The sequence below is a fragment of the Streptomyces sp. NPDC048473 genome (genome assembly GCF_043200155.1).
Classification (GTDB): domain Bacteria; phylum Actinomycetota; class Actinomycetes; order Streptomycetales; family Streptomycetaceae; genus Streptomyces.
In genome coordinates this window covers 59,608-76,523 of sequence record NZ_JBICXE010000038.1, presented here as the reverse complement: position 1 = coordinate 76,523, position 16,916 = coordinate 59,608, and the positions used below count along the sequence as shown (strand labels likewise).

Sequence of the window (16,916 nt, the reverse complement as noted above, 5' to 3'; positions counted from 1 at the left end):
TGCAGGGGGGACCCTGTGGGAGAGTAGGACGCCGCCGAACTCCTTTTACGGGAAAGCCCCGTGCCCTTGTGGCACGGGGCTTTTCTGCGTTCACGAGTTGTTGCGTTACCCCTGTGCACCTGCTGTCGGTGGCTGAGGGTAAGGTCAGGGGGCATCATTGGCACGTTCTTCACACAGGAGGCCCCCGGGTGGAGGTCCAGGAGACTCGGGTTCAGACGGACCGGGTACTCACCATCCCCAACATCCTCAGCATGGCTCGCCTTGTCGGGGTTCCGCTCTTCCTGTGGCTGATTCTTCGCCCCGTGTTCGGCGGCCCCCAAAGCGATGGCTGGGCCTTGCTGGTGCTGATGTTCAGCGGCATCAGCGACTACCTCGACGGTAAGCTCGCCCGCCGGTGGAACCAGATCAGCAGCCTCGGTCGGCTCCTGGACCCTGCTGCAGACCGCCTCTACATCCTTTCGACCCTCGTAGGCCTGACCTGGCGGGAGATCCTGCCGCTCTGGCTCACCGCAGCACTTCTGGCCCGCGAGCTGATGCTCCTCGTGATGGTGGGAATCCTTCGCCGCCACGGCTATCCGCCGCCCCAGGTGAACTTTCTGGGGAAGGCTGCCACGTTCAACTTGATGTACGCGTTCCCCTTGTTGCTGCTCAGCGACGGAAGTGGTTGGCTTGCATCGCTGGCCGCTATTTTCGGATGGGCGTTCGCAGGTTGGGGTACAACGCTCTATTGGTGGGCAGGGATCCTCTACGTGGTTCAGGTCCGCCGGCTAGTCAAGGCGGATGTAGCAGCCGATTGAGCTCGTTGATGCGGTGCCGCGCAGTGTGGCCGGCCCGCCGCTGATGACCCGGGTGGTGCCCTGACGGGCGAAGTCGGCTAAACCGTCGTCTCTGCAAGGAGGACGTTTCCGACATGAAGGCCGTCGTGATGGCTGGCGGCGAAGGCACTCGTCTTCGCCCCATGACCTCAAGCATGCCCAAGCCGCTTCTGCCCGTCGCCAATCGGCCGATCATGGAGCATGTGCTTCGGCTGCTCAAGCGGCACGGGCTCAACGAGACCGTCGTAACGGTCCAGTTTCTCGCCTCGCTGGTCAAGAACTACTTCGGGGACGGCGAAGAGCTCGGGATGGAGCTCAGTTATGCCAATGAGGAGAAACCGCTCGGCACCGCGGGGAGCGTGAAGAATGCCGAGGAAGCGCTGAAGGACGACACCTTCCTCGTCATTTCCGGTGACGCGCTCACCGACTTCGATCTCACCGACCTCATTGCCTTCCACAAGGAGAAGGGCGGGCTGGTGACGGTATGCCTGACCCGTGTGCCGAATCCTCTGGAATTCGGCATCACCATTGTGGACGAGGCGGGCCAGGTCGAGCGTTTCCTGGAGAAGCCCACCTGGGGTCAGGTCTTCTCGGACACCGTCAATACGGGCATCTACGTCATGGAGCCCGAGGTCTTCGACTATGTCGAAGCCGACGTCTCGGTTGACTGGTCCGGTGATGTCTTCCCGCAGCTCATGAAGGAAGGCAAGCCCATCTACGGCTATGTCGCCGAGGGCTACTGGGAGGATGTCGGTACCCACGAGAGCTATGTGAAGGCCCAGGCAGACGTTCTTGAGCGCAAGGTCGACGTCGAGATCGACGGCTTCGAGATCTCGCCGGGCGTATGGGTCGCGGAAGGCGCGGACGTACATCCCGACGCGGTACTGCGGGGACCCCTCTACATCGGGGACTACGCAAAGGTCGAAGCCGGGGCGGAGATTCGCGAGCACACGGTCATCGGGTCGAACGTTGTCGTGAAAAGCGGCGCTTTCCTGCACAGGGCCGTGGTTCACGACAACGTCTACATCGGCCAGCACAGCAATCTGCGCGGATGCGTGATCGGTAAGAACACCGACGTCATGCGGGCAGCCCGTATCGAGGACGGCGCGGTCATCGGGGACGAGTGCCTGATCGGTGAGGAATCGATTATTCAGGGCAATGTCCGGGTCTACCCGTTCAAGACCATCGAGGCCGGCGCCTTTGTCAATACCTCGGTGATCTGGGAATCTCGCGGACAGGCCCACCTCTTCGGGGCCCGCGGTGTGTCCGGGATTCTGAACGTCGAGATCACGCCGGAGCTGGCGGTCCGGCTCGCCGGCGCCTATGCCACGACCCTCAAGAAGGGCTCGACGGTCACCACCGCGCGTGACCACTCCCGCGGCGCCCGTGCGCTGAAGAGAGCGGTGATCTCGGCGCTTCAGGCCAGCGCCATCGATGTCCGGGACCTGGAGAACGTACCGCTGCCCGTCGCACGCCAGCAGACCGCGCGGGGCAGCGCCGGCGGGATCATGATCCGTACGTCTCCTGGCGTGTCCGACTCGGTCGACATCATGTTCTTCGACGAGCGGGGCGCGGACCTTTCCCAGGCGCGGCAGCGGAAGCTGGACCGGGTCTACGCACGTCAGGAATACCGCCGCGCTTTCCCGGGGGAGATCGGGGACCTGTACTTCCCGTCCAGCGTCTTCGACTCGTACACCGGATCGCTGCTGCGGAACGTGGACACCACGGGGATCGCCGACGCGGGTCTCAAGGTGGTCGTCGACGCCTCCAACGGCAGTGCCGGGCTTGTCCTGCCCAGTTTGCTGGGACGGCTCGGCGTGGACGCATTGACCATCAATCCCGGCCTCGACGAATCACGGCCCACCGAGTCCGCCGAGACCCGGCGCTCAGGACTGGTGCGGCTGGGCGAGATCGTCTCCTCGGCGCGGGCCGCGTTCGGCGTGCGGTTCGATCCGGTCGGCGAGCGACTCTCCCTGGTCGACGAACGGGGCAGGATCGTGGAGGACGACCGGGCTCTCCTGGTGATGCTCGACCTCGTGGCGGCCGAGCGGCGCAGCGGACGGGTGGCGCTGCCGGTGACCACGACGCGGGTCGCCGAGCAGGTCGCGGCGTACCACGGCACGCAGGTCGAATGGACGACGACGTCGCCCGACGATCTGACGCGTGTGGGACGCGAGGAAGGCACCATCTTTGGTGGAGACGGCCGCGGTGGTTTCATCGTGCCCGAATTCAGCAGCGTCTTCGACGGATCGGCTGCCTTCGTGAGACTCCTCGGGCTCGTCGCCAGGACCCAGCTCACCCTCAGCCAGATCGATGCCCGTATTCCCCGTGCCCATGTCCTGCGCCGTGATCTGGCCACACCCTGGGCCGTCAAGGGCCTGGTCATGCGTCGGGTCGTGGAGGCCGCCGGGGACCGCAGCGTCGACACGACGGATGGTGTGCGGGTCGTCGAGGCCGACGGGCGATGGGTGATGGTGCTGCCGGACCCGGCCGAGGCGGTCACCCATTTGTGGGCTGAGGGGCCGGACGATGCCTCCGCGCAGGCGCTGCTGGACGAATGGGCGGCGGTCGTGGAGAGCGCAGGTCACTGAAGTTCCACCGGTGTGCCCGGCGGCGTCCAGCGGCGCCTTTGGGCACACCGGTGGGGCCATTCGGCGGTAGCAGTGGCGACGTGCGACGATGTGCGGCATGTCGCAGCAGCCCCCCGATCGGAGTACCGCCTCGCCGTCTGCGCGCCCCGACGCGTCCATGTCGCTGCTGACCAATGTGATGGACCACAGCCTGGACGACGGATACGCCGAGGCATCGGCGCGTCGCAAGGCCGACGGGAGTGCGGGCATGCCCCGCACGCTCAAGTCGAAACTCGGCCTCGCCGCATGTCTGGTGCTTGCTGCACTTGTGGTCACGCTCGGGGCCGCGCAGGCACGCGTCTCCGCGCCGGTCCTCGCCAAGGAGCGCGAGGAGTTGATCGACCGTATCGACGGAGAGACGTCGGCGGCCGACACCCTTGAGTCGCAGGTCGACAAGCTCCGCGACGACGTGGGCAGGCGCCAGCGCAAGGCGTTGGAGAAGCACGGCGGGGACCAGGGGGAGCTGGTGGCACTGCTCGCCGGGGCGACACCGGTGGAGGGGCCCGGCGTGAAACTCGTCGTCGATGACGCCAAGGACACCGACCAGGGCGGTGGCGGGCCGAGGGAAACCAGTGGATTCGCCGACACCGGGCGGGTCCGCGACCGGGACCTGCAACGGGTCGTCAACGGTCTCTGGCAGTCCGGTGCGGAAGCGATCGCGATCAACGGGCAGCGTCTGACGGCCCTGTCGGCGATCCGCGCAGCGGGCGACGCCATACTGGTCGACAACAGACCGCTCGTGCCGCCGTACACGGTGCTGGCGGTGGGGAACGGGAAGCAGCTCAGCACCGCATTCCAGGACAGTGCTGACGGCCAGTATCTGCAGGCGCTCAAGGACACCTTCGACATCCGGACGAGCATGTCCGTCCAGGAGAAGGTAAGCCTCCCGGTTGCGCCGAGCCTGATCGTACGAACAGCAGAGCCTTATAAGGCCGCAGACACCGGCAGTGCTGCGGCAGACACAGGGAAGGGCACATCGTGATCGCCGTACTGGGCCTCGTCGTGGGAGTCGTGGTCGGACTGTTGGTCCGACCCGAGGTGCCGGCGGTGGTCGAGCCCTATCTCCCGATCGCCGTCGTGGCTGCCCTCGACGCAGTCTTCGGGGGTCTGCGGGCCATGCTCGACGGAATCTTCGTCGACAAGGTGTTCGTCGTGTCGTTCCTGTCGAACGTCGTGGTGGCCGCACTGATCGTGTTCCTGGGCGACAAGCTGGGCGTCGGAGCGCAGCTCTCCACCGGTGTGGTGGTCGTGCTTGGGATCCGGATCTTCTCCAACGCCGCGGCCATCCGCCGGCACGTCTTCCGGGCCTGAGGCCGATGAGCAACGAAGAACTTCCCAGCGACAAGGGGCGCACCGGCGAGCAGCCGGCCGACGCCGCCAAGGAGCTCACCGGGCGTCAGCGGCTGATCGCCGGACTCTGGCCGCCGCGGGTGACCCGGGCCCAACTCATCGTCGCCGTGCTGCTGTTCGTCCTCGGTCTCGGGCTGGCCATTCAGGTGCGGTCGAACAGTGACAACAGCGCACTTCGGGGTGCCCGCCAGGAGGACCTGGTCCGGATTCTCGATGAGCTGGACGACCGTACACAGCGTCTGGAGGACGAGAAGCAGCGCCTCGACGCTCAGCGTACGGAGCTGGAGAACAGCTCCGACCAGGCTGAGGAGGCGCGTAAGCAGACGGTGGAGAAGGAGCGGCAACTCGGTATTCTCGCGGGCACCGTGGCGGCACACGGGCCCGGGATCACGCTCACCGTCAATGACCCGGGAGACGGGATCAAGGCGGACATGCTGCTTGACGCGCTGCAGGAGTTGCGTGCGGCGGGTGCTGAGGCGATCGACGTCAACGGAGTGAGAGTGGTGGCCAATACGTTCTTCTCCGGTGACGGCGGCAACGTCAAGGTTGACGGCCGTAAGATCACCGCGCCGTACGTGTTCAAGGTGATCGGCAAGCCCCAGGATCTGGAGCCGGCGCTGAACATCCCTGGCGGTGTGGTGCAGACGCTGGAGAAGGAGCAGGCCACCGTGCACGTGGAGCAGGCCGACGACATCGTCGTGGACGTCTTGCGACCGGCGAAGCGGCCTGACTACGCTCGGTCGTCATCCTCGTGAGGCCGCGGCACGGAGGGGCTGAAGGACACGGGCAGGAGGTTGCGGGGGGTCGCCGCATCGTAATGGTGGTGCGTGGTGGAAACTGTCGAGTGGATACGGACGTTGTGAAGATGTCCGGGTCGGCAGGTGTGTTCGTTCAGGGTTCGTCCTGCCCCACGGGCGGGTCTATTTCGGTCAAGGGGAATCGCCCGTGAAGTTGTTTGGGAAGTTGTTCGGCAAGAGCGCCCGCGATGAGGCTGCCCGCCATCGCGCACCGCGCCATGGCCAGGCAGAGGAGCAGGGCTCGGAGCGCCCGCTCTTCCGCGATCAGGTGTCCGGTTCGGGCGGTGACAATTCGGGCGCTTCCGGCGCGTCGTCTGTTGACCCTGCCGGTGCCGGCCGCATAGGTTTCGGAGAACCGTCAACCTCAAGTACGGGTGGAGGGTTCACCCCCAGGCAGGAGGGTTCGTCCATGCCGGTCTGTACGAGGTGCGGGCATCGCAACGCCGAGGCCAGTCGTTTCTGCTCCAACTGCGGTGCGCCGCTGAGGGGCGGAATTCCGGAGCGTGCCTCGGAGACGACCTCGACCATCTCCATCTCCGGTCTTGAGGCGTACGAGGCAGAGGCCACCGGGCAGACGTCCGTACCGTCTCTCTCGCCCGAGGCACAGGCCGCCGTTGATGCTCTTCCGCTCGGCTCGGCGCTCCTGGTGGTGCGACGTGGTCCGAACTCCGGCAGCCGCTTTCTGCTGGACGGTGAGCTGACCACGGCCGGCCGCCACCCGCAGAGCGACATCTTCCTCGACGACGTGACGGTGTCGCGGCGGCATGTGGAGTTCCGCAGGAATCCCGACGGCAGCTTTACGGTCGGGGACGTGGGCAGCCTGAACGGCACCTACGTCAACCGCGAGCGCATCGATTCCGTCGCCCTGTCCAACGGCGACGAAGTGCAGATCGGCAAGTACCGGCTGGTCTTCTACGCGAGCCAGCGGGGCATCTGACCCGTCAGGGAAGGTCCATGCTGAGAACACCGACGGGCGGTGCCGGTCACGGCACCGCCACCGCCGACGACCGCCCTATGAGCATCGGCACGGTGCTCCTGCAACTGCGGGACGAGTTTCCCGAAGTCACGATCTCCAAGATTCGCTTCCTGGAGGCCGAAGGGCTCGTCGAGCCGCAGCGGACCCCCTCCGGCTATCGCAAGTTCTGTGGGGCCGACGTGGAGCGGCTGGCTCAGGTGCTGCGTATGCAGCGGGACCACTACCTCCCGCTGAAGGTCATCCGAGAGCATCTGGATGCCCTTGCCTGCGGCGAACAGTCCGCCCTGCCGTCCGGGGGCGGCCCGCGTGATCTGACCGGCGGCGGCTGGGACGCGGGCTCCGGACGGGCGACCGCGGCCCGTATCGACCGAGCCGAGCTGCTCGCGGCCGCAGAGGTCACCGAGAGTGACCTGGTTGAGTGGGAGTCGTACGGCCTGGTCGCTCCGACCGCCGAGGGCGGTTACGACGCCGAAATGGTCACAGTGGCCAAGCTTGTGGCGGATTTGGGCCGATTCGGTCTGGAACCGCGTCACCTGCGTGCCATTCGGGCGGCCGCGGACCGTGAGGCGGGACTCATCGAGCAGGTGGTCGCACCCCTGCGCCGGCATCGGAATCCGCAGACCAGAGCACATGCGGAGGCCACCGCGAGGGAGCTCGCAGAGCTGTCCGTACGGCTTCATTCGGCGCTTGTGCAGACCACTCTGCGGGTCCGGCTCCACTGATCACGTCGGTGCCCGACTACCCAAACCTGCCGAGCACGTCCTAGGGTTGCTGTGTGAACGAGCTCGACGTTGTGGGTGTCCGGGTGGAAATGCCCTCCAATCAACCGATCGTGCTCCTGCGTGAAGTGGGAGGCGACCGGTACCTCCCCATTTGGATCGGTCCAGGTGAGGCGACCGCGATCGCCTTCGCCCAGCAGGGCATGGCTCCGGCCAGGCCGCTGACCCATGATCTCTTCAAGGATGTGCTCGAGGCCGTCGGCCAGGAGCTCACCGAGGTCCGTATCACGGACCTGCGGGAAGGGGTCTTCTACGCGGAGCTGGTCTTCGCCAGCGGGGTCGAGGTGAGTGCGCGGCCGTCCGACGCCATAGCGCTCGCGCTGCGCACCGGAACGCCGATCTACGGCAGTGACGGGGTGCTCGACGATGCCGGTATCGCCATCCCGGACGAGCAGGAGGACGAGGTGGAGAAGTTCCGCGAGTTCCTCGACCAGATCTCACCGGAGGACTTCGGTACCAACAGTCAGTAACCGTTCTACGGGGTCGCAGTCAGCGCATTCGACAAGCCTTTCCCGCTCGCAAGACACGGGAAACCACTCTCAGGGTGATTATCACTCGGCGTGCCGAGTGTGGCGATCGTTGACGCACCCCGAGTGACTGCCTACCTTCGAGATGGCAGGTCAAGGACGGAGGTCGGCGTGAGAAGCAGCGGCGACGGTACGGCAGCGGGTGGGCCGTATCCGCAGCAGGGGAGTACAGCCGGCCGCACCATCAGGCAACCGGTTAAACCGGCGGCGGTGGCGGGGGGCGGCGTGGCATCGGCCAACGACATCGGCTATCGCGGGCCGACAGCATGCGCGGCGGCGGGGATCACCTATCGGCAGCTCGACTACTGGGCGCGCACGGGGCTGGTCGAGCCGAGCGTGCGTCCGGCGTACGGCTCGGGCACACAGCGGCTCTACAGCTTCCGGGACGTCGTCCTGCTGAAGATCGTGAAGCGTTTCCTGGACACGGGCGTCGCCCTGCAGAACATCCGCACCACGGTCCAGCATCTGCGGGCCCGCGGATTCCAGGATCTTGAGCGGATGACGCTGATGAGCGACGGGGCGACGGTCTACGAGTGCTCCTCGCCGGACGAGGTCGTCGATCTGCTCCAGGGCGGCCAGGGGGTCTTCGGCATCGCCGTGGGTGTGGTGTGGCAGGACGTCGACGCCGCGCTGTCACAGCTGCACGGCGAGCGGGTGGATACCGGCGAGACACTGATCGGGAACAACCCCACCGATGAGCTCGCGCGGCGGCGCAACCGCGCCGGCTGACCCGGCCGGGAAATCGGGCGCGGCGATTGTCAGTGCCGTAGGGCAGCATCGATTGATGTGAGAGCCGCGCCCACCATCCTGCATCTGGACATGGATGCCTTCTACGCCTCTGCTGAGCAGGCGGCGAAGCCCAGCCTGCGCGGCAAACCGGTCGTGGTGGGCGGGCTGGGGCCGCGCGGAGTCGTCGCCACCGCGTCGTACGAGGCGCGGCGCTTCGGGGTGCACTCGGCGATGCCCACGGCGCAGGCGCGGCGGCTGGCCCCCAACGCGGCCTATCTGGTGCCCCGCTTCCTGCTGTACCGGACCGTCAGCGACCAGGTGATGGAGCTGCTGGGGCGGCTCTCCCCGCTGGTGGAGCCGCTCAGCCTGGACGAGGCCTTTGTGGACCTGGAAGCCGGCGGGACGGCCGATGACACCGCTTCCGCGCTGGAGATCGGCGAGCAGCTGCGTACGGCCATCAAGGCGGTCACCGGGCTCACCGGCTCGGTCGGGCTCGCCGGTTCCAAGATGCTGGCCAAGATCGCTTCGGAGGAGGCGAAACCGAACGGGCTGCTGCTCATCGAGCCGGGGACGGAGCGGGAGCTGCTCGCGCCCATGTCGGTACGGATCCTCCCCGGCGTCGGGCCCGCGACGGCGGACCATCTGCGCCGTGCCGGGATGACGACGGTCAATGACCTCGCCGAGGCGGGTGAGGCGGAGCTCGTACGCCTGCTGGGGAAGGCACACGGCGGCTCGCTGCACCGTATGGCGTTCGGGTACGACGACCGGCCTGTGGTCGCGGAGAGGGACGCGAAATCGGTGTCGGTCGAGGACACCTTCGACGCGGACCTGCACGACCGGGTGCGGGTCAGGACGGAGGTGGAGCGGCTGGCCGGCCGATGCGTCCAGCGGTTGCGGGGTGCGGGGCGGTCCGGGCGGACGGTGGTGCTGAAGGTACGGCGGTACGACTTCTCCACGCTCACGAGGTCCGAGACGCTGCGTGGGCCCACGGACGACCCCGCAGTGGTCCGGGAGGCCGCCGCACGGCTCCTGGAGGCCGTCGACACCACCGGAGGCGTAAGGCTCCTGGGGGTGGGCGTCACGGGGCTTGCCGACTACACGCAGGAGGATCTCTTCGCCCAGGCCGCCGGTGAGCAGGCCGCAACCGAGGAAGCGGCCGGGGGAGAGACAGCGGCGGGGGGCGACGGGGACGAGCCGGCGGACGGTGCGCAGGAGGAGGCCCAGGAGACCGCCGAGCAGCTCGCCGCACGGCGCTGGCCCGCCGGACACGACGTACGTCATGACACATACGGCCACGGCTGGGTGCAGGGCAGTGGTGTCGGCCGGGTGACGGTGCGGTTCGAGGAACCCGAGTCGGCGCCCGGCCGGGTGCGTACGTTCCGGATCGACGATCCGGAGCTGCAGCCGGCTGATCCGCTGCCTCTGGTGCGGAACCCGGTGGACTACTCGTCCTGGCCGGCCAGTCTGCCGAAGTCCCTGTCCGGGCCGGTCTCTTCGGGCGGGGAGTCCAGACCGTAGTGCCGGTAGAGCTGGAGCTCCTGTTCCGGTGAGAGATGGCGGCCGACGCCGAAGTCCGGTGCGTCCTTGATCAGGGCTCGGTCGAAGGGGACGTGGAGCGAATCCTCCACGAATTCGCTGGGTTCCAGCGGGACGAACGCGTCCCGGCTGAAAAGTCCGGTACGTACGGCCGCCCACTCGGGCACACCGGTCGCGTCGTCGAGGTACACCTCGTCCACGGTTCCGATCTTGGTGCCTTTGCGGTCGAACGCCTTGCGGCCGATCAGGCTGCGCGGATCGATGTCGGTCTGCACGGTCCCTCCCACTGGTCGCGGCTACTCCACAAGCACTACAAAAGTGCAGATCCGGGGGGTTGGCCACTCGAGAATTTTGCCGCGAACCCCGCTGGTAGGCTGTTGATGGCTGCTGACCCCGTGCGGGAGAGTCCTCCGGAGCGAATCCGAAGGCGCCGAAGGAGCAAATCCTCCCCGGAATCTCTCAGGCCCCCGTACCGCACGGACGAGGTCACTCTGGAAAGCAGGGCGGGCTCCGTGCGGCCGAGTGCCGATACGGTTCCCTTCCTCACCGACGGTGAAAGCCGGTACGCCGCAGGGCGCGCCGGTGAAGCTCTCAGGTTGAGATGACAGAGGGGGAGGCCGTTCGGGCACCCGCGCCGTGGTGCCCCTCGCAGGTCGTGACAGACCAGGAGGCCTCCACCATGACCCCCCGTCGCACTCCGCTCTCCCAGCTGGAGCAGGGCATTCCGTTCGAACAGCGCCACATCGGTCCCGATGCCGAGGCGCAGTCGAAGATGCTCGCCCAGATCGGTTACGGCTCGCTGGACGAGCTGACCGCGGCAGCGGTGCCCGATGTCATCAAGAGCGCGGAGGCACTCCGGCTGCCGACCGCCCGCACCGAGGCCGAGGTCCTTGCCGAGCTGCGCGCCCTCGCCGACCGCAACCAGGTGCTGGCCCCGATGATCGGGCTCGGCTACTACGGCACCTTCACCCCGCCGGTGATCCTCCGCAACGTCATGGAGAACCCCGCCTGGTACACGGCCTACACGCCGTACCAGCCGGAGATCTCGCAGGGCCGCCTGGAGGCGCTCCTCAACTTCCAGACGATGGTCGCCGAGCTGACGGGGCTGCCCACCTCCGGTGCCTCCCTGCTCGACGAGGGCACCGCGGCCGCCGAGGCCATGGCGCTCTCGCGGCGCGTCGGCAAGGTCAAGAACGGTGTCTTCCTGGTCGACGCCGACACCCTGCCGCAGACCATTGCCGTGATCCAGACCCGCGCCGAGCCGACCGGTGTCGAGGTCGTCGTCGCCGACCTGGGTGCGGGCATCCCTGCAGAGATCGCCGAGCGCGGTGTCTTCGGCGTGCTGCTGCAGTACCCGGGCGCCTCCGGAGCCGTCCGGGACATCAAGCCCGTCATAGAGCAGGCCCACGAGCTCGGTGCGATCGTCACCGTCGCCGCCGATCTGCTGGCCCTTACCCTGCTCACCTCACCGGGCGACCTGGGCGCGGACATCGCGGTCGGCACCACGCAGCGTTTCGGTGTGCCGATGGGCTTCGGCGGACCGCACGCCGGCTTCATGGCCGTACGCGAGAAGTTCGCCCGCAGCCTGCCGGGCCGCCTCGTCGGCGTCTCCGTCGACGCGGACGGCAACAAGGCATACCGGCTGGCCCTGCAGACCCGCGAGCAGCACATCCGCCGCGAGAAGGCCACCAGCAACATCTGTACCGCTCAGGTGCTGCTCGCCGTCATGGCCGGGATGTACGCCGTCTACCACGGCCCGGACGGGCTGCGGACGATCGCTCAGCGCACCCACCGCTACGCGACGATCCTGGCCGAGGGCCTGCGCGCCCGTGGCATCGACGTCGTGACCGGCGCCTGCTTCGACACCCTCACCGTGCGCGTCCCGGGGAAGGCCGCCGATGTCGTGGCCGACGCCCGCGAGCGCGGTGTCAACCTGCGGCTCGTAGACGCCGACCTGGTCTCCCTCGCCTGCGACGAGACCACCACCCGCACACAGATCGCCGCCGTCTGGGCCGCCTTCGGCGCCGACGGGGACATCGAGGCGCTGGACGCCGCGGCTGTCGACGCGCTGCCCGAGGGCCTGCTGCGCACCGACGAGATCCTCACCCACCCGGTCTTCCACCAGCACCGTTCCGAGACCGCGATGCTGCGCTACCTGCGCAAGCTCGCCGACCGGGACTACGCCCTGGACCGCGGCATGATCCCGCTCGGCTCCTGCACCATGAAGCTGAACGCGACCACCGAGATGGAGTCGATCACCTGGCCCGAGTTCGGCGCACTGCACCCCTTCGCGCCGGCCGAGCAGGCGCAGGGCTTTCTCACCCTCATCCGTGAGCTGGAGGAGCGACTCGCCGAGGTCACCGGGTACGACGCGGTGTCGATCCAGCCGAACGCCGGATCGCAGGGCGAGTTCGCCGGCCTCCTGGCCGTGCGTGCGTATCACCGGGCCAACGGCGACGACCAGCGGACCATCTGCCTCATCCCGTCCTCCGCGCACGGCACCAACGCCGCCAGCGCCGTGATGGCCGGCATGAAGGTCGTCGTGGTGAAGACCGCCGACGACGGCGAGGTCGACATCGAGGACCTCCGCGCCAAGATCGAGAAGCACCGCGACGAGCTCGCCGTGCTCATGATCACCTATCCGTCGACGCACGGTGTGTTCGAGGAGCACGTCGCCGACATCTGCGCCGAGGTGCACGACGCCGGCGGTCAGGTGTACGTCGACGGCGCCAACCTCAACGCGCTGGTCGGCCTCGCCAAGCCGGGCCGGTTCGGCGGCGATGTCTCGCACCTGAACCTGCACAAGACCTTCTGCATCCCGCACGGCGGCGGCGGCCCCGGCGTCGGCCCGGTCGGTGTGCGCGCGCACCTCGCGCCGTACCTGCCGAACCACCCGCTGCAGCCCGCGGCGGGCCCCGAGACCGGTGTCGGACCGATCTCGGCCGCCCCGTGGGGCTCGGCCGGCATTCTCCCCATCTCCTGGGCGTACGTACGCCTGATGGGCGGGGAGGGCCTGAAGCGCGCGACGCAGGTTGCCGTACTCGCCGCCAACTACATCGCCAAGCGTCTCGAACCGCACTACCCGATCCTGTACAACGGCCCGGCCGGGCTCGTCGCGCACGAGTGCATCGTGGACCTGCGGCCGATCTCCAAGGCCACCGGCGTCAGCGTCGACGACATCGCCAAGCGTCTGATCGACTACGGCTTCCACTCGCCCACCATGTCGTTCCCGGTTGCCGGGACGCTGATGATCGAGCCGACCGAGAGCGAGAACCTCGCGGAGCTCGACCGCTTCTGCGACACGATGATCGCCATTCGCGGCGAGGTCGAGAAGGTGGCCTCCGGCGAGTGGAGCGCGGACGACAACCCGCTGAGCAACGCTCCCCACACCGCGGCGATGCTGGGCGGGGAGTGGGAGCACGGCTACAGCCGTGAAGTGGCGGTCTTCCCGGCCGGAGTCTCGGCCGCCGACAAGTACTGGCCGCCGGTGCGCCGGATCGACGGTGCCTTCGGTGACCGTAACCTCGTCTGCTCCTGCCCTCCGCTGGACGAGTACGACAACTGAGGCATGAGCGGTAGGGCGTGACGCGGACATGCGTCGGGGCCGGTGCGGAGAGTTCTCCGGGCCGGCCCCAGTTCGTACCGGCCGGGGTCAGGCGGCCTTCATCACCCGGTCGGTTCCCAGGGGCCGGTGCGGGGCGATGATCTGCCCGTCCGGGAGCAGCTCACCGGTGTCCTCGAAGAGCAGGACGCCGTTGCACAGCAGGCTCCAGCCCTGTTCCGGGTGGTGTGCCGTCAGGCGGGCGGCCTCCCGGTCGGCTGAGTCGGCGGTCGGGCATGGTGGCTGGTGCTGGCACATGGATGGGTTCTTTCGCTGCGTCGTAGTGAATGTCCTGCGGCTTGATGAGGTGTTCATGGCCGCGCCCCCCGTATCGATCGGTCCGGTCCCAGTGTTGCCCCACGGGCGTCAATCCGCAGGGATTTCGCAGCAGCACTTCTCCTTACCCCGAGGACGCGTCACCCGGCCGGACGGTTCACCGCAACTGCACTGTCACTTCGGGTGGTTCGGGGTGGCCGGACCGGGCTAGTCCGGATGGGCAGGATGTGCGCCCCGCAGCACTGCGCCCCGCCACCGGGGCCGGTGGCGGGGCGCAGCTCGGTTGATGTGGGGGTGCGGCCGCTGTCAGGCCGGTGATCCGAGCAGGGGACCGGGGCCGGGGGTGATGCGCAGCGTCATCACGCGGAGCAGATCGGCGACCCGGTGCGGGCTATGTGCCGCGATACCCGGCGGTGCGGGAGCCAGCGGCACCAGAAGATCGGCAGGGGCAAGTGCCCCGCCGGACGCGTCGGCCTCGGTGTCGCCGTGCAGCCACAGCGCCAGCATGTAGAGCTCCGGAATGGACAGCAGCCTTGGCTGATAGTGGGGTGTCACCGTCTCGGCCTGGCGCAGGGCGAGTTCGGTCGAGGCGATGTACGGGCCCTCGAAGAAGTGCGAGAAGGTCCAGCCGTCCGGAGTGAGCATGGTGTCCGCCGCGGCGACGGCCTGCTCCGAGCTGCGGATCAGGAACCGCCACGCGGCAAGCCGGGTGGCGGGTGCGAGCCCGCTCGGACCGATCCGGTCCAGTACATGGACGGGGAGCGGGAGTTCGGGGCTCAGAGGTCCCTGGGCAGCTCGGAGAGCCGGTGTGCGGGCCTCGCGGACTGCGGTGGGTGAACCGAGTGCCGCGAGAACGCTGCGCAGAGCGGGCGCGGGAGCCGGGGGAACATGCAGCGGCATAGTGGGTCGCCTCTCACTTCGGAGACACGGTGATGCGTGGGCGGGTGCAGACGGCGCTGTCGGCGTGCGGGGCCAGAGGAGGCCGGTGACTGGGCCGGTGCGTCAACTCTCTGCCTCGTCCGCGAAGTTTATACGACACGTGTTCACGCAGTGATTCCACTAGCCGTCGCAGGTATTGCCGACAAGGCGGTATCAAGACTTTATTATGCGGAGATTCTGCTGATTCGTCGTCAGCGGCGCAGCCACCGCCAGGGATTTTTCCCTGGACGCGGTCGGCCGAAACGCGTCGGCGTTTTCGCCACGCGCCAGGCGGGGGAAACTTCGTGCTGCACCATGCCTGGGGAATGTGCCCCGGACAGCCGTCCTCAGATTACTGGGTGCGCGGCGTTCATGGGGGCGTTATGGATCACCCGGCCTGGGCATTATCGATCGTGACGCGAGCGGCCTGGGCCGCGGGCCGCCCACTCGAGGGAGGGACGCTTCGATGGGGGAGAAGGTCGTGGCGGGCGCCTTTGATCTGTCCGATCGGCAGAGGTACCGGAGGAAGCTCCACCAGTGCCTGGAGGGGCTGGAGAGGCTCCTGACGGAGCGGAGGTTCGACCGCCCCCGCAACCTCATGGGCATGGAGATCGAGCTGAATCTGGCAGGCGCCGACGGCATGCCGAAGATGATGAATGGGGAGGTGCTCCCGCGCATCGCGAGCCGTGATTTCCAGACCGAACTCGGGATGTTCAATTTGGAGGTGAACATAGTCCCGCACCACCTGGACGGACGCGTTTTCGATCAGCTGGCCGAAGAGCTCAGGACCGGCCTTGGATATGCCCATCGGAAGGCGGGCGAGGTCGATGCCGGGATCATGATGATCGGAATTCTGCCCACCCTGGGCCGTCAGGACCTCGTTGCGGCGAACCTCTCGGACGCGGACCGTTACACACTGCTGAACGATCAAATGGTGGCTGCGCGGGGCGAGGATTTCTCGCTCGATATCCAAGGCGTGGAGCGATTGGTCTCCACCTCCTCCTCGATCACTCCCGAGGCCGCCTGCACATCGGTTCAACTGCATCTGCAGGTGACACCGGCGCGCTTCGCGGCCGTATGGAACGCGGCCCAGGCCGTCGCCGGGGTCCAGATCGCCCTCGGCGCCAACTCCCCCTTCCTGTTCGGCAGGGAGCTGTGGCGGGAATCGCGGCCGCCGCTCTTCCAGCAGGCCACGGACACCAGACCGCCGGAACTCCAGAACCAGGGGGTGCGGCCCAGGACCTGGTTCGGCGAGCGGTGGGTCGGTTCGGCGTACGAGCTCTTCGAGGAGAATCTGCGCTACTTCCCCCCACTGCTGCCGATCTGTGACGACGAGGACCCGCTGCGGGTGCTCGACGAGGGCGGGGTGCCGCGGCTGCCGGAGCTCGTGCTCCACAACGGTACGGTCTACCGCTGGAACCGGCCCGTGTACGGGCTGGCCGACGGCGTACCCCATCTGCGGGTGGAGAACCGGGTCCTGCCCGCCGGTCCCACCGTCACCGATGTGATCGCCAATGCCGCGCTCTACTACGGGCTCGTGCGGGCGCTCGCCGAGGAATCCCGTCCGGTGTGGACCAGGCTGCCGTTCGCCGCAGCGGCCGAGAACTTCGACACCGCCTGCCGCCACGGCATCGACGCGGAGCTGATCTGGCCCCGTCCCGGCCGATCGGGCGGGATGACCCGGGTGCCGGCCGTCAAGCTCGTACGGGACGAGCTGCTGCCGCTGGCCGCTGCGGGGCTCGATGCCTGGAACATCGAGCCCGCGGACCGGGACCGCTACCTCGGCGTCATCGAGGAGCGCTGCAAGCGGCGGGCGAACGGAGCGTCCTGGCAGGTGGACACCTACCACCGGGCACGGGAGGCAGGGCTCGAACGGCATGCGGCACTGGCCGCGACCACCCGCCGGTATGCCGAACTGATGCACGGCGGCGAACCCGTGCACAGCTGGCCGACGGGTGTCCCTGCGCCGTGACCCCTTCGTG

The 16,916-nt window shown here is 67.9% G+C and carries 15 protein-coding genes and 1 riboswitch; of the genes, 12 read left to right on the top strand and 3 right to left on the bottom strand.

The window, feature by feature from the left end; genetic code table 11:
- Positions 1–188 precede the first annotated feature (188 nt).
- The 10 genes from ACGFU7_RS37750 to ACGFU7_RS37705 all read left to right on the top strand — a co-directional run bounded on the left by ACGFU7_RS37750 (position 189) and on the right by ACGFU7_RS37705 (position 10,121).
- Entirely contained in the window at positions 189–797 is a 609-nt protein-coding gene (locus ACGFU7_RS37750; protein ID WP_189280773.1) for a CDP-alcohol phosphatidyltransferase family protein, read from the top strand.
- 113 nt (positions 798–910) lie between these two features.
- Complete coding sequence (locus tag ACGFU7_RS37745) at positions 911–3,406, top strand: sugar phosphate nucleotidyltransferase (RefSeq protein ID WP_393702163.1); 2,496 nt, start codon at positions 911–913, stop codon at positions 3,404–3,406.
- A 97-nt stretch (positions 3,407–3,503) separates the two neighbouring features.
- Entirely contained in the window at positions 3,504–4,427 is a 924-nt protein-coding gene (locus ACGFU7_RS37740) for a DUF881 domain-containing protein (RefSeq protein ID WP_393702161.1), read from the top strand.
- Positions 4,424–4,756 carry a small basic family protein gene (locus ACGFU7_RS37735; RefSeq protein WP_003970459.1) on the top strand — a complete coding sequence of 111 codons (333 nt, stop codon included), beginning with the start codon at positions 4,424–4,426 and terminating at the stop codon, positions 4,754–4,756. Before ACGFU7_RS37740 ends, ACGFU7_RS37735 begins: the two co-directional genes overlap by 4 nt.
- A gap of 5 nt (positions 4,757–4,761) precedes the next feature.
- Entirely contained in the window at positions 4,762–5,550 is a 789-nt protein-coding gene (locus ACGFU7_RS37730; protein ID WP_393702159.1) for a DUF881 domain-containing protein, read from the top strand.
- A 190-nt stretch (positions 5,551–5,740) separates the two neighbouring features.
- A complete protein-coding gene (locus ACGFU7_RS37725; protein WP_393702157.1) occupies positions 5,741–6,529 on the top strand; it encodes an FHA domain-containing protein in 789 nt (262 codons plus the stop codon).
- Between the two features lie 17 nt (positions 6,530–6,546).
- On the top strand, positions 6,547–7,290 hold the full coding sequence (locus tag ACGFU7_RS37720; RefSeq protein ID WP_393702156.1) for a MerR family transcriptional regulator: 744 nt from the start codon (positions 6,547–6,549) through the stop codon (positions 7,288–7,290).
- A gap of 53 nt (positions 7,291–7,343) precedes the next feature.
- Positions 7,344–7,817 carry a bifunctional nuclease family protein gene (locus tag ACGFU7_RS37715; protein ID WP_006123076.1) on the top strand — a complete coding sequence of 158 codons (474 nt, stop codon included), beginning with the start codon at positions 7,344–7,346 and terminating at the stop codon, positions 7,815–7,817.
- Positions 7,818–7,985: 168 nt separating this feature from the next.
- Positions 7,986–8,603, top strand: a complete 618-nt coding sequence (locus tag ACGFU7_RS37710) for a MerR family transcriptional regulator (protein WP_393702154.1) — start codon at positions 7,986–7,988, stop codon at positions 8,601–8,603.
- Between the two features lie 57 nt (positions 8,604–8,660).
- A complete protein-coding gene (locus tag ACGFU7_RS37705; protein WP_393702153.1) occupies positions 8,661–10,121 on the top strand; it encodes a DNA polymerase IV in 1,461 nt (486 codons plus the stop codon).
- Here the strand turns inward: ACGFU7_RS37705 and ACGFU7_RS37700 are convergent.
- Positions 10,046–10,414 carry a PRC-barrel domain-containing protein gene (locus ACGFU7_RS37700; protein WP_114248877.1) on the bottom strand — a complete coding sequence of 123 codons (369 nt, stop codon included), beginning with the start codon at positions 10,412–10,414 and terminating at the stop codon, positions 10,046–10,048. The genes ACGFU7_RS37705 and ACGFU7_RS37700 overlap by 76 nt on opposite strands.
- Before the next feature lie 113 nt (positions 10,415–10,527).
- Positions 10,528–10,624: riboswitch (glycine riboswitch) on the top strand.
- A 194-nt stretch (positions 10,625–10,818) separates the two neighbouring features.
- On the opposite strand from ACGFU7_RS37700, the gene gcvP reads away from it, so the two are divergent.
- On the top strand, positions 10,819–13,704 hold the full coding sequence (gcvP, locus tag ACGFU7_RS37695; RefSeq protein WP_393702151.1) for an aminomethyl-transferring glycine dehydrogenase: 2,886 nt from the start codon (positions 10,819–10,821) through the stop codon (positions 13,702–13,704).
- A gap of 87 nt (positions 13,705–13,791) precedes the next feature.
- On the opposite strand, the gene ACGFU7_RS37690 is transcribed toward gcvP, so the two are convergent.
- A complete protein-coding gene (locus ACGFU7_RS37690) occupies positions 13,792–13,998 on the bottom strand; it encodes a DUF5999 family protein (protein ID WP_072488625.1) in 207 nt (68 codons plus the stop codon).
- Between the two features lie 324 nt (positions 13,999–14,322).
- Positions 14,323–14,916, bottom strand: coding sequence for a hypothetical protein (locus ACGFU7_RS37685; protein WP_393702149.1), 594 nt, complete (start codon positions 14,914–14,916; stop codon positions 14,323–14,325).
- Positions 14,917–15,400: 484 nt separating this feature from the next.
- On the opposite strand from ACGFU7_RS37685, the gene ACGFU7_RS37680 reads away from it, so the two are divergent.
- Positions 15,401–16,906, top strand: coding sequence for a glutamate-cysteine ligase family protein (locus ACGFU7_RS37680; protein WP_393702147.1), 1,506 nt, complete (start codon positions 15,401–15,403; stop codon positions 16,904–16,906).
- Positions 16,907–16,916 lie beyond the last annotated feature (10 nt).

Bases quoted from the DNA above. Each gene is read 5' to 3' on its own strand.
- ACGFU7_RS37745 (WP_393702163.1), top strand. From the start codon at position 911: ATGAAGGCCGTCGTGATGGCTGGCGGCGAAGGCACTCGTCTTCGCCCC.
- ACGFU7_RS37740 (WP_393702161.1), top strand. From the start codon at position 3,504: ATGTCGCAGCAGCCCCCCGATCGGAGTACCGCCTCGCCGTCTGCGCGC.
- ACGFU7_RS37730 (WP_393702159.1), top strand. From the start codon at position 4,762: ATGAGCAACGAAGAACTTCCCAGCGACAAGGGGCGCACCGGCGAGCAG.
- ACGFU7_RS37720 (WP_393702156.1), top strand. From the start codon at position 6,547: ATGCTGAGAACACCGACGGGCGGTGCCGGTCACGGCACCGCCACCGCC.
- gcvP (WP_393702151.1), top strand. From the start codon at position 10,819: ATGACCCCCCGTCGCACTCCGCTCTCCCAGCTGGAGCAGGGCATTCCG.
- ACGFU7_RS37690 (WP_072488625.1), bottom strand. From the start codon at position 13,998: ATGTGCCAGCACCAGCCACCATGCCCGACCGCCGACTCAGCCGACCGG.
- ACGFU7_RS37685 (WP_393702149.1), bottom strand. From the start codon at position 14,916: ATGCCGCTGCATGTTCCCCCGGCTCCCGCGCCCGCTCTGCGCAGCGTT.
- ACGFU7_RS37680 (WP_393702147.1), top strand. From the start codon at position 15,401: ATGGGGGAGAAGGTCGTGGCGGGCGCCTTTGATCTGTCCGATCGGCAG.